The following is a 13,027-nucleotide window of genomic DNA, read 5'->3' on the forward strand; positions in this document are numbered from 1 at the left end:
CTTATTTTTCGTGATGTTCCTGCTGTCCGTAATAAGCATTCTTACCGTGTTTACGCAGGTAATGCTTATCCAGCAATTTTTGATTGATTGCCTCAACCCCAGCATTGATTTGCAGTGTTTTCAATGCCATTTCAGCCACTGTTTCGAGTACCACAGCATTGTGCACCGCCTGATCGGGCGTTTTACCCCAACTAAACGGGCCATGTTCTTTGATAATAATGCCCGGCACGGCAAGTGGATCTTCCGTTCCTATCGTCTCAACAATCACTCTGCCGGTATTGAGTTCATAATCCTGTTGAATTTCTGCATCGGAGAGCGAACGGGTGCACGGCACATGCCCGTAAAAATAATCCGCATGTGTGGTGCCTAAAGGTGGAATCGACTTTCCAGCCTGAGCCCAAGAGGTCGCATTCATCGAATGGGTGTGCACCACGCCCCCTATTTCAGGGTAGGCCCGATATAACTCCAAATGTGTTTCCGTATCTGAAGATGGATTCAAATCACCTTCGACCCGCTGACCAGCCAAATTCACTACAACCATATTCGCGGGAGAAAGGTCTTCATAAGCGACCCCACTCGGCTTAATCACTACGAGGCCGGATTCCCGGTCAACGCCGGAAACATTACCCCACGTGAAGGTCACAAGATTATGCTTCTGCAAATCCATGTTGGCTTTCCAGACCTGTTCCCGTAACACATCCATCCGGGCTTTCCATGCCGCATTAACCACAAAGTCCGGCGTGAAAGAAACATCTATATTCATGCATCCTCCTTTGACGACGATGACGTCACATCGTCTAAACGATCCTGAGATAACTGTTCAAGTGACTGACCTAAATGGCGATACATGTCGTAACGCGTTGCCCGGATATTTGAAATCGCGGAGGTTGGTGTATAAGTTCGGCTGATTGGACTTGCCATTTGCGTCTGAGCCTCTTGCGTGGTCGCATAGACACCCGCAGCAACCGCTGCAAAAATTGCCGCACCCAACGCACAACACTGTTCAGATTCAGCAACAACAATGTCCCGCCCAATCACATTGGCACAGGTCTGCATGACATAAGGTGATTTTTGCGAAATCCCACCAATGGCAATGAGTCGGTTTACATCCACGCCCTGACTGACAAAACAGTCCACAATCGCTTTCGCGCCATGTGCAGTGGCTTCAACCAGACCGGCAAACAAATCGACAGCCGTCGAACCAAGGTTCAATTCCGCAATCGCGCCTTTGAGACGTTGATTGGCATTCGGTGTCCGGCGACCGTTATGCCAGTCCACAGCCAGCGCCTGATTACCGCCCTCTTCTAAGGTCGCAGCCGCTTGGGCCAATTGTGGAATCAGTGCGTTTTCAAACTCAGCCAGATCAAAGTTAACGTCGGGATGGTCACGCAAATATTGCTCAACCGGCCAGACCAACAACCGTTTATACCAAGCATAAATATCCCCGAACGCAGACTGTCCGGCTTCCAGTGCAGTCATATTCGGTAATGCGCTGCCCAACACCTGACCACAAATACCGGCAATCGCCTTGTCCGCAACCTGCTGCGGATCGACCATCAAGATGTCACAGGTCGATGTACCAATCACTTTAACCAAGTCATGGGCTCCGGCACCGGCACCGACTGCTCCCATATGGCAATCAAACTCACCGACCGCAATCGCGATACCTGCGGGTAAACCAAGTTGAGCGGCCCATTCATCCGTCAGATGTCCAGCGACCTGATCCGCGGTATAAACCTCGTGATACATCCGATCCCGTAAACCGGCTAGCGTTGGGGAAACAGCAGTCAGGAATGCTTCTGAAGGAAGTCCGTCCCATGACTCATGCCACATAACTTTGTGCCCGGCGGCACACACGCCCCGGCGCAACACATCCGGATGTTGGTGACCACTCAGCACCGCTGGTACCCAGTCACACAACTCAACCCAACTATAAGCATGTTGTGCAACCGCAGCATCTTGCTCACTGACCCAGGCAGCTTTGGCCCAGAACCATTCTGAAGAATAAATCCCACCGACATAGCGGGTATAATCGGGAAAGTCACTGCTGTGTGCCAGTTGGTTAATCCGTTCGGCCATGGGGACTGATGTATGATCCTTCCAGAGAATAAACATGGCGTTCGGGTTATCGGCAAATTCTGGTCGTAGTGCTAATACCTGCCCATCGGCATCAATCGGTGCCGGTGTTGAACCGGTTGAATCAACCCCGATCCCGACGACAGACTGGGCGATATCCGTGCTCACCTGAGCCACGGCATCTTGTATGGCTTGTGTCATTGACTCCAAATAATCCTTTGGATGATGACGAAACTGCGATTGTGCCGGTTGACAGTATTTGCCCTCTTTCCATCTGGGATATTCTGCAACCCCTGATGACAGCTCAGCACCGGTACGAGCATTGACCAATAAAGCCCGGACTGAATCTGAACCGAAATCCAGACCAATCACATAAGGCTCACTCTTCTGCCTATTCTCCATAACTATCCCCATATTCAAGTTACTCGCACCATGCAACGCTTATCACCATCGACAAACGACTGGCATCGGCAAGCCATCATCACGAACCGTTCATCACCACCGATCAATCGTCGCCATCATGAGACGGTATCGCGCGCTCACAGTTAATATTCACTGTTGTCAGTTATAGCGGTGGAACGAAGAAGGGAACATGAACACCACAGCTAAAAATATGGATAAAAACGTTACGACTGTTTTTTTGAGGTTTCGCTTAAAAAATATGCTTAATTAGGATTTATCACGAAATAAGTCATAAAAAGTCATTCGTGTAAGGATAAAAGGCTATTTAAATCGGAAGTTAATATTATTTTGAGATCTGAGTCATGTTGTCTCACGCTATATGCATGGACAAAAACGCTACCTTTCATTGCTGTGATTTTCATCACTTCAATCCGAAGCGGCTTGTACGAATAATGTGCCCGAAACACCCCTACAACAACCAGTGGATGGAATAGCAAAATGAAGACGATAACAAAAACACTCGCTGTCGCCGCTTTAGCAGGAACTGCATTAATCAGTGCTTCTGCTCATGCTTTCTTTGGTAACGATGATGACACGCTTAAACTCGGTTATCTGGTAAAACAACCAGAAGAACCTTGGTTCCAGACTGAATGGAATTTTGCGGAAAAAGCCGGCAAAGAGTATGGCTTCGACGTGATTAAGATGGCCGTCCCCGATGGAGAGAAAACCCTCAATGCGATCGATACTCTCGCAGCGAGTGGTGCCAAAGGTTTTGTCATTTGTACCCCGGATCCTAAACTCGGGCCAGCCATTATGGCAAAAGCCAAGAGTTATGGTCTCAAAGTCGTCACCGTTGACGATCAGTTCCTCAATGCGAAAGGCAAACCGATGACCGATGTGCCATTGGTGATGATGGCCGCGAGTCAAATCGGTCAACGTCAGGGACAAGAGCTATATAAAGAAATGACCAAACGCGGATGGAACCCGGCAGACAGTGCCGTCATGGCGATTACTGCCGATGAACTCGATACCGCCCGTCGCCGGGTCAATGGTTCTATCTCAGCACTGAAAGAAGCTGGCTTCCCAGCAGATCAAATCTATCGCGTACCAACTAAAACCAACGATATTCCCGGTGCACTGGATGCCGCCAACTCGCTGTTGGTGCAATATCCGAATGTCAAACATTGGCTGGTGGTCGGCATGAATGACAACACCGTGTTGGGTGGCGTTCGAGCAACTGAAGGTCAAGGTTTTGATGCGAAAAACGTGATTGGTATTGGTATCAATGGTGTGGATGCCGTCAACGAGCTGGCGAAGTCCAAACCAACCGGCTTCTACGGGTCGTTACTTCCTAGTCCCGACGTTCATGGCTTTAAGAGTATCGAATCACTGTATAAATGGGTTGAAGATGGTGTCGAACCGAAGAAATACGTTGAAGTCACTGATGTTGTTCTGATTACCCGCGAAAACTACAAAGCAGAACTGAAGAAAAAAGGACTGTAATTGCCGGCAGGTGGCACAATGTTGTGCCACCTTCTGAACCCACAGGAGGCCACTATGGCAGCATTGCCCTCTTCTTTAGAGTTTAGTCAGATTTCTAAGCACTTTCCGGGCGTAAAAGCGCTCTCGAATATTAATTTTCGTGTCCAAAGCAGCAGTGTTCATGCGCTGATGGGCGAAAATGGTGCCGGGAAATCGACCTTGCTGAAAATTCTCAGCGGACTCTATCAACCCACAGAAGGACAATTGATCATTGATGGTCAGTCCGCTGTATTTTCCTCAACCGTTGATGCACTCAATCACGGTATTGCGATTATTTATCAGGAGCTGAATCTGGTTCCGGAACTCAGTGTTGCTGAAAATATTTATCTGGGCCAGTTGCCGACGAAAAATGGATCGGTTGATCGGGAAACCCTTCACCGTAATGCACGAGAGCAGTTAATCCGACTCGGGGAAGACTTTGACCCCTCCCGCCCACTGAAAGAATTCTCGATTGGTCAGTGGCAAATGGTTGAAATCGCGAAAGCCCTCAGCCGCAATGCACGCATCATTGCCTTTGACGAACCGACCAGTAGTTTGTCACAACGGGAAATCGAGAATTTATTTAAAGTCATTCGTGAATTACGTGATGACGGCAAAATCATTCTGTATGTATCACACCGAATGGAAGAAATCTTCGAGCTGTGTGATGCCATTACAATTTTCAAAGACGGTACCCACGTCCAGACTTTCGATACATTGACCGATCTCACCAATGACCGACTCGTCGAGCTGATGGTCGGACGAGAAATCAATGATATCTATCATTACCGCGGCCGCGAATACGGTGAAAGCGGGCTGAAAATTGACGAGCTGATGGGGCCGGGGCTTACCCAGCCAGTGTCTCTCGACATTCGTCGCGGAGAGATTCTCGGACTCTTCGGTCTGGTTGGTGCCGGTCGAACTGAACTGACACGGCTGATTTTCGGCGCAGATAAAGCAACTTCCGGTACGATCACCATCCAAGGTGAGACCGTCCGGATCAACTCTCCCAGTGAAGCGATTCGTGCTGGTGTCACCCTCTGCCCGGAAGACCGTAAAGCTGACGGTATCGTGCCGATTCTTTCGGTTCGGGAAAACACCAATATCAGTGCCCGGCCAGACTTTCTCAAGCCAGGCGGATGCATTGATTATCGCTGGGAAGAGAAAAATGCCCAATTACAGTGCGAAGCACTGAACGTCAAAGCCGCCTCCCTTGACCAACTTATCGGTGAGCTCTCAGGCGGCAACCAGCAAAAAGTAATTCTTGCCCGTTGGCTATCAACGGACATGAAAGTCATCCTACTCGACGAACCGACGCGGGGAATCGATGTCGGTGCAAAATCTGAAATTTATGAATTGATCTTCAAATTGGCAGAGAACGGTGTCGCGGTACTCGTGGTATCCAGTGACCTGCCAGAAGTGTTGGGGATCTCCGATCGATTACTGGTCATGAAAGACGGTGCAATCTCCGGAGAGCTACAACGTGAACAGTTTGATGAACAAACCGCATTACGTCTGGCGATGTTAGGTACAAGCAACCCTGTTGCAGCATAGAGGAAATCAGTAATGGCCATTACAACCACCAAACCGAACACCAATGAGCCGAAGAAACCGGGCATCGATTTCTCCCACATCTGGGACAAATTCGGGATGCTCATTGTCTTTGCAGGGCTATTTCTGCTCTGCGCTTTTTTCGTGCCTTATTTCGCCACCTTTATCAATATGAAAGGATTGGGACTGGCGATCTCCATGAGCGGCATGGTCGCTTGCGCAATGTTATTCTGCCTTGCCTGTGGTGACCTTGACCTCTCGGTTGCCTCAGTGATTGCCTGCTCCGGCGTTGTTACCGCTGTCGCAATCAATGCCACCAGTAGCGTCACCCTCGGCATCATTGCCGGATTATTGTCTGGGGTATTCTTTGGTCTGATCAATGGCTTCGTTATCGCCAAACTACAGGTCAATGCCCTGATCACCACACTGGCGACCATGCAGATTGCACGCGGACTGGGCTACATTATCTCTGATGGGAAAGCCGTCGGTATCACCGAAGAAAGCTTTTTCGCCATGGGTAACTCTTCAGTTCTGGGTATTCCAACGCCTATCTGGCTGACAATTATCACGTTTATTGTCTTCGCATTCCTGCTCAATCGGACGGTTTATGGCCGCAATACGCTCGCCATCGGAGGTAACGAAGAAGCAGCGCGACTGGCTGGGGTCAACGTGGTGAAAACCAAAATGATTATCTTCACGGTATCCGGATTTATTTCTGCGCTGGCCGGTGTCATCCTCGCAGCACGGATGACCAGTGGACAGCCGATGACTTCCGTCGGTTTCGAACTGGTCGTTATCTCAGCCTGTGTTCTGGGTGGTGTGTCACTGAAAGGCGGGATCGGCAAAGTCTCTTACGTGATTGCAGGGGTACTGATTCTGGGCACCGTCGAGAATGCGATGAACCTGCTGAATATGTCTCCGTTCGCACAGTATGTGGTTCGCGGTTCGATTCTGTTAGCAGCCGTCATTTTTGACCGCTACAAACAAAAATCCAGAAAGGTTTAAGTTATCGGTGCTTTGATATTTAAAAGCAAATAATGTCTCCCCCCCCAAAGCCCTCGGCAGATTTCCCTGTCCGGGGGCTTTGCATATTTTAAGGCGATGCCTTGGGGAAGATGACGATGCCGTAAATGTTTACGCTGAGTGCATCGATCACGTTAGCTTTTAAAAAGGTTTCACCGAATCCAAACAACCCGACGAGACGAATGGAGCAACCATTTATTCCCATCAGAAGTCATGTTATACAGAACAATTGCAGAAGAATGTTATGGATGCGGTCTGACAACGGTTCGGTGAATACAGGGGAATGATCGAATGGAATTAAAGTGTCACTGTGGAAACGTTAGCTTAATATTGAATTCGCTCCCTGAAGAAGTTGGTGAGTGTAACTGTTCTATTTGTCGTCGTTATGCTGCGGCTTGGGCGTACTATTCTCCTGAGCAGGTCCAAATAAACATGAATGAGCAAACGGCTTTTTATTGTTGGGGTGACAAAGAAGTCGAGTTTCATCGTTGCAACATATGTGGCTGCTTAACGCATTACATTACAACACCGAAGTGCTCTGAAGATATCTTGGCGGTTAATATGAGAATGGCTGAGAATGAAGTGCTTTCAAATATCCCTGTCCGCAAGATCAACGGTGCGTCGTACTCATGCACCTAATAAGTTGCAGCTAAAATCTGGGGCTCACCTTACCCGATTTAGAATGCTGATTCTCCATACAAACGATTTCAAACGGACGGCCAACACACGAAACCTACAAAATATGATTACGTACCAGCCCTCTTTTGACGTTCTTGCAAAGCTTTCCAAACCGCCGAATGTCATCAAAATTAGGCACAGACCCTCGTGATAGATTGTGTTCCCAATAAGAAAGTTCTGACTCTACCAGTTCCATCAGTTTTTTGGGACAGCCAATGCAATTGGATTCCGTACCACAACGGAAAGTGTCGCTGTCATAAAGCGGTAACTCTCGTTTAGCTTGGTCAATAATCAACTGCATCGCTGTGACTCTATCAGGTTTCATGGTCATTTTGTGGTGTGATGAGGGGGAAGCGTTCATTGTATCGCTTTGACATTCTTTGTAAATTACCTTTAAGAGATATCGTATCGGGTCATTATTTTGAGTTGAGTGCGATGTTGTTCCCCCTGAACCGGATACCAGAGACCCACCGCCCGCAACAACTCAAATTTTCGCTCATATTCACATGGATTCCGGAGCAAATTGGGATGTCGGCTTTATCAACGATAATATAGCCAAGTATTCAACCATGCGAAGTGACGATGAATGGTTGAAGTTCTGTCAACAACTGACATCATAATCGCATGAAATATTAAAAGGACGAAATATGCCTCTCATCGCTAACACACCGAAACCGCCTTACTACGCGGTGATTTTCACTTCTCACCGCACGGAAGGTGATAACGGTTACGACCAGATGGCCGACCGGATGGTTGAATTAGCTTCAAAACAACCGGGATTTTTAGGCATCGAGTCCGCAAGAGAAGGGGTAGGAATAACCGTTTCATATTGGACTGACCTTGAGTCCATCAAGCAGTGGAAAGCCAATGCAGCGCATCAAGAAGCCCAAAGGCTTGGCCATGAAAAATGGTACTCATCATTCAAAACTCGGATATCGAAGGTCGAACGAGACTACGGTATTGAATAAGCTTAAACCCTCAGAACAAATATCAGAGATTGATGCTTCGATATCAACGAAAAGACGCAGGCATTCAATTCAAGAATTTTGGTGTAAACATTAAATGAAAAATTATTTTGAAAGCCCGTTTAAGGGAAAACAGCTGACAGAACAAGTCAAGAACCCGAATATCAAAGTCGGCCGTTATAGCTATTATTCGGGTTACTATCATGGACACTCATTTGATGAGTGCGCTCGCTACCTCCTGCCCGATCGCGATGATGTGGATAAACTGATTATCGGCAGCTTTTGTTCTATCGGCACAGGCACCTCCTTTATCATGGCCGGAAATCAAGGTCATCGATATGATTGGGTAACGTCATTTCCTTTCTTCTATATGGATGAAGAGCCTGCATTTTCGGAATCAGTCAATGCTTACCAGAGTGCCGGAGATACCGTGATAGGCAGCGATGTGTGGATTGGCTCTGAAGCGATGATCATGGCAGGCGTAAAAGTCGGTCATGGTGCAGTCATTGGTAGCCGGGCTTTGGTGACCAAAGATGTCGAACCCTACACCATTGTTGGCGGTAATCCCGCAAAAGCGATAAGAAAACGCTTTTCAGAACCGGAAATTGCAATGTTGCTGGAGATGCAATGGTGGGATTGGCCGTTGGAACAGATTAAACAAGCAATGCCGTTGTTGTGTTCGTCTGATATTGCCGGTCTTTTCCAGCAGTGGCAGCGCTCAAAATCCTGATCAACTGCTGCTGTCTCCCTCTTCAGAAGACGCGGCTTATCGCCTGTATCAGGATCAGTTTCATGCTGTAACGCTGAAGCTTTCATTAACGCTGGATAGCAAGCAGGTGTTAGGGCTTTGAATTACAAAAAATTTTGCTGAGAAATATGCACAAAGTCGGGGTTGATGGTGTTCTTTGTTCACCCCTTCTTTTATGCTAGCCCAATCTACCGAACGTTTTCTGGCCTGTGTCCTGCAATAACTATCTGCACAAAACCGCCACACTTTCAGTGTTTGAAATAACGCACAGGTCATTGACATCGTTTCAGCACAAATTCTATTGAGTGTATTCAAGAAACATTAAGGATTGTACTGTGCCATCTTGGACATCGGTCAGTATAATTTCAGATGTTCCTTGTCTGTATGTCCTGTGGGTGCTATCTCCAGTGTACTTTTTCTGAGATAAATATGAGTGTAAATTTTTTGTGTCTAGGTGACAGTCTAGTTGCATCATCATCGGTTTCGGGCCATCCGCTGAACGATATCTAAACTGAGGTTTTGTCTGGCAGAGATCTTTTATATCGACAATGTCTTCAGGCGTTAAAATTAAATAATCGAGACTATTCTGGCTGTATTGGCGATCCTCTGCAAACTGTATCATCAAGGCATAAATAAAAATCGATAGAAACAATACAAATACAAGGGAAATCGTTACAAATGACCTTTTACTCATATCAATGTACCACCTGATATCATCGACCTTCCGGAATAGGACACAATCACGCTCCCACCGAATGCAACTGTTGAGCAAGGGTAATAAATGCCTTGACCGCAGGGCTGGCCTGATGACTGTCCAATACCGCCAACCCGATACGCCGCTTGATCGGTGGTGATAATGGCCGACAGACATAGCGGTCCGAATCACGATCCGGTAGCGACGACTCCGCCACAACGGAAATCGCATCACCACTTTCAACGAGTGACAAAATACTGAGTAACTGCGACGTGCGATAGCGAATCTGCGGCTGTAGCTTCTCGGCATGAAACAGACGAATGACCCACTCACCGGAGCCCGCCCCGGTCAAGATAAACGGGTCATAACACAGTGACGATAACGTCACCGACTCAAGCCGACTCAGTGGATGTGCCACAGGCAGTAACGCGACCATCTGATCGTCTAATAGCGGGAACACATCCAGATCATTTTCCGGTAAAACAACAAAACACACATCGACACGACGCTCTCTCAACCACTGAACCACCTGCATATCCGGCCCTTCATCGATATAGACTTCGATCCCCGGAAATTTTTTCTGATACTGGTGAATCATATGCGGCAACAAACGGACGGAGGAAGTGGGCCCAAATGAGCCGATACGCAACATGCCTTGCTTCATTCCCTGAGCATCGGTCGCTTCCTGACGCATTGTTTCTGCGACACCCAGCACAGTCCGTGATCGCGCTAACAGCCGAGTCCCGATATCGGTTAGCTCGACGCGACTTTGATGACGGTGAAACAGTTTCACCCCAAATTCATCTTCTAATGCTTTGATCGCATGTGACACCCCCGATTGAGAAATGCCAAGCCGCTGGGCCGCAATCGTAAAATGCAGACTATCCGATAAAACCGAAAATATTTCCAACTGCGTAAATGTCATACCCACCTCATGAGTAAATCCTCATTTCCTTATGAGTGATCATATCGATAATCATATAAAACCATATGAATCAAATCTTTTCTATGGTCTACACCATAAAACAACGATGGCAAAGGAGTGGCAGTATGGTTCATCAGTCACAACGCTCAACAGATGGCGTTTCATCTTTATGGCCCGAAATTAACGGCTATTTTTTATCTTTTCAGGAAATTCCGGCACATTTTCAACCCCAGAATAAAACGCACCAGACGTTCTATCAGCTCTTGGCCGGATTTGACGGCACCACCAGTTGTGAAATTCGCGAGTTTTATCGGTTTAACTTACATCTCGCCCAAATGAACTGGCGTGAAATCCAAAGACCTGAATTCAAACTCATCTATCAGGCTTGTGAAGCCTGGGCGCGGTTTCAGTATGAACAAGCTTATACGCTGATGAGAGTTCACTTAAAGCGCTTTCCGACCGATGTGATTGCTCTGTATATTTTACATATGTTTGAGTTCTGTACCGGCCGAACGACGCGGTTGCTCGATGTATTGGAACATTGTGAAGCGGCTTTACCCCGTACCCATGCGCTCTACCCTTTCTATCTCTCAATCAAGTCTTTCGTACTGTGTGAATGTCAGCAATATGAAGCCGCCTTAGCCGCTGGCTGGGATTCTATCGAAAGCTGTCCTGACAATGTTTACGGTATTCACGCAGTTGTCCACACGTTGCACGAAACCGGGCAATGGGAACAGATCATCGAGTTCTTAAATCACCGGTCCTCATCATGGATGAATAATCCCGGAATGAAAATTCATATCTGCTGGCATCTTGTCATTGCTTATGAACAAAATCAGATGCCGGAAGCTGCCTTAGAGACCTTCTACACCTTGTGTGATATGAAAGAAACTCCGTTTGCAAAACAGGACCTCGATGCCGTTGGGTTTCTATGGCGGCTTCACCTGAAGCAGACCGATGATGCGTTTCAGAATCAGTGGCAGAAGCTTGCAACACTCTGGACAGGCGTGATTGAAAACTCTGTTTCTTATCTTCACAAGCTCCATGCCGCGTTGTCATTTTCTGCGACCCAACAACCGTTTCTGATTGAAAAGCTCATCGCTGAATGTGACGGCTTCGGGATTGACCCGCAAACACACCGTACTGGGGTGGCCATTTTAAGAGCGATTCATCAGTTCACGCTCGGACAGTATCAAACCTGTTTATCGGAACTGGAACAAAGCCAGCAGTCTTGGCATCTCATCGGTGGCAGCCATGCACAGCGCGATATCCTCCATCTGACCAAAGCGTATGCGGCGCAACACGCACAGTACGCTCTCAATATAGCGAGTTAATCCAATATGCGTCATACAACTGAACGTTCATCTCAGCCGAGTGATAGCCGCGCCCGTCATCCCGGCATCTATCTCAAACTCGCCTTAGTTTCGGTCATCTGGGGCGGAACCTTTGTTGCCGGACGGGCAATCAATCCAGAAATCCCGCCACTTGTTTCTGCGACACTGCGTTTCTTGCTGGCCGGAGCAACACTGGTACTGGTGTTAGCCTTGAGCGGAAAGGGCTTTGTCCGTATCACAAAGAAACAAGTCTGTGTCCTGTTCGGGCTCGGTTTCTGCGGTATCTACACCTATAACCTGTTTTTCTTTTATGGATTACAACATATCAGTGCTTCCCGAGCCTCGCTGATCGTTGCTGCCAATCCAGCTATGATTGCTATCGCATCTTTTCTGTTCCACAAAGAACGGTTTTCACTCACCCGACTATGCGGCATTACCCTTTGTATTGTTGGGGCAGCGATGGTGATTATCAGTAAGTCCCCTCAATCCGTGTTCCAGACTCACACCTCAATCATCGGTGATCTCATGATTGTCGGCTGCGTACTCAGTTGGGTTGCCTATAGCGTGTTCGGCAAGCAAACCGTACAAACCATCGGGCCACTGCATACGGTGACTTACTCAGTTTTAGCCGGTGCCGCCATGCTCACGCTAACCACCCTGTTCAGCGGTCAATTTCATCTTGAGACACTGACATCGATTCATGTTCAGGACTTCATGAGCCTCAGTTATCTGGGGATTGTCGGATCAGCGCTTGCTTATATCTGGTACTACAGTGGTATTGAAAAGATCGGCGCAACCCGGGCCGGTGCTTTTATCGCTCTCAATCCAATTGCGGCCGTCTCTCTGGGCGCGCTCCTACTTGATGAGCGTCTCAGCGCGTTAATGGGCGTGGGTGGCTTGCTGGCCATTGTGGGAATTTTACTCTGTAACCGACCGGAGAAATTGAAGCCGGGTCAGGTCACACCGGATCCGTTACTAGCGACTCAAGGGCGCTAATTCGCGATACCACCAGAAAAGCTGTGATTTAAGCTATCAATAATCACTGATAATTCACTCACAAAAAATTGCCCACCAGACGGTGGGCAATTTCTTTTATGACTCGTCACTCAA

At 47.8% G+C, this 13,027-nt stretch carries 12 protein-coding genes; 8 read left to right on the plus strand and 4 right to left on the minus strand.

Translation table 11 applies throughout. The annotated features are described in order from the left end of the window. Position 1: 1 nt before the first annotated feature. Together BSQ33_RS08325 and BSQ33_RS08330 are read right to left on the minus strand one after the other, a co-directional pair. Complete coding sequence (locus BSQ33_RS08325) at positions 2–703, minus strand: L-ribulose-5-phosphate 4-epimerase (RefSeq protein ID WP_088134558.1); 702 nt, start codon at positions 701–703, stop codon at positions 2–4. A gap of 56 nt (positions 704–759) precedes the next feature. Next, positions 760–2,478, minus strand: coding sequence for a ribulokinase (locus BSQ33_RS08330; protein WP_088133837.1), 1,719 nt, complete (start codon positions 2,476–2,478; stop codon positions 760–762). Between the two features lie 498 nt (positions 2,479–2,976). Between BSQ33_RS08330 and BSQ33_RS08335 the strand changes: the two genes are divergently transcribed. The 4 genes from BSQ33_RS08335 to BSQ33_RS08350 all read left to right on the plus strand — a co-directional run bounded on the left by BSQ33_RS08335 (position 2,977) and on the right by BSQ33_RS08350 (position 7,212). Further along, complete coding sequence (locus BSQ33_RS08335; protein WP_021021209.1) at positions 2,977–3,981, plus strand: arabinose ABC transporter substrate-binding protein; 1,005 nt, start codon at positions 2,977–2,979, stop codon at positions 3,979–3,981. Between the two features lie 54 nt (positions 3,982–4,035). Further along, positions 4,036–5,553 carry an L-arabinose ABC transporter ATP-binding protein AraG gene (gene araG / locus BSQ33_RS08340; RefSeq protein WP_021021210.1) on the plus strand — a complete coding sequence of 506 codons (1,518 nt, stop codon included), beginning with the start codon at positions 4,036–4,038 and terminating at the stop codon, positions 5,551–5,553. Positions 5,554–5,565: 12 nt separating this feature from the next. Beyond that, a complete protein-coding gene (gene araH / locus BSQ33_RS08345; protein WP_021021211.1) occupies positions 5,566–6,555 on the plus strand; it encodes an L-arabinose ABC transporter permease AraH in 990 nt (329 codons plus the stop codon). Positions 6,556–6,864: 309 nt separating this feature from the next. Continuing rightward, positions 6,865–7,212: a GFA family protein gene (locus BSQ33_RS08350; RefSeq protein ID WP_088133838.1), complete on the plus strand. Its 348-nt coding sequence runs from the start codon at positions 6,865–6,867 to the stop codon at positions 7,210–7,212. Positions 7,213–7,306: 94 nt separating this feature from the next. Here the strand turns inward: BSQ33_RS08350 and BSQ33_RS21970 are convergent, their stop codons facing one another. Continuing rightward, complete coding sequence (locus BSQ33_RS21970; protein WP_021021212.1) at positions 7,307–7,582, minus strand: hypothetical protein; 276 nt, start codon at positions 7,580–7,582, stop codon at positions 7,307–7,309. Between the two features lie 316 nt (positions 7,583–7,898). Between BSQ33_RS21970 and BSQ33_RS08360 the strand changes: the two genes are divergently transcribed. Together BSQ33_RS08360 and catB are read left to right on the plus strand one after the other, a co-directional pair. Continuing rightward, complete coding sequence (locus BSQ33_RS08360) at positions 7,899–8,219, plus strand: antibiotic biosynthesis monooxygenase family protein (RefSeq protein ID WP_088133839.1); 321 nt, start codon at positions 7,899–7,901, stop codon at positions 8,217–8,219. 94 nt (positions 8,220–8,313) lie between these two features. Continuing rightward, complete coding sequence (gene catB, locus BSQ33_RS08365) at positions 8,314–8,946, plus strand: type B chloramphenicol O-acetyltransferase (RefSeq protein ID WP_088133840.1); 633 nt, start codon at positions 8,314–8,316, stop codon at positions 8,944–8,946. 758 nt (positions 8,947–9,704) lie between these two features. Here the strand turns inward: catB and BSQ33_RS08375 are convergent. Next, positions 9,705–10,583 carry a LysR family transcriptional regulator gene (locus tag BSQ33_RS08375; RefSeq protein ID WP_021021216.1) on the minus strand — a complete coding sequence of 293 codons (879 nt, stop codon included), beginning with the start codon at positions 10,581–10,583 and terminating at the stop codon, positions 9,705–9,707. Between the two features lie 125 nt (positions 10,584–10,708). Between BSQ33_RS08375 and BSQ33_RS08380 the strand changes: the two genes are divergently transcribed. After that, positions 10,709–11,917, plus strand: a complete 1,209-nt coding sequence (locus BSQ33_RS08380) for a tetratricopeptide repeat protein 38 family protein (RefSeq protein ID WP_088133842.1) — start codon at positions 10,709–10,711, stop codon at positions 11,915–11,917. Between the two features lie 6 nt (positions 11,918–11,923). Next, positions 11,924–12,913, plus strand: coding sequence for a DMT family transporter (locus tag BSQ33_RS08385; RefSeq protein ID WP_088133843.1), 990 nt, complete (start codon positions 11,924–11,926; stop codon positions 12,911–12,913). Positions 12,914–13,027: the final 114 nt, after the last annotated feature.

This window comes from Vibrio gazogenes (genome assembly GCF_002196515.1).
Lineage (GTDB): Bacteria > Pseudomonadota > Gammaproteobacteria > Enterobacterales > Vibrionaceae > Vibrio > Vibrio gazogenes_A.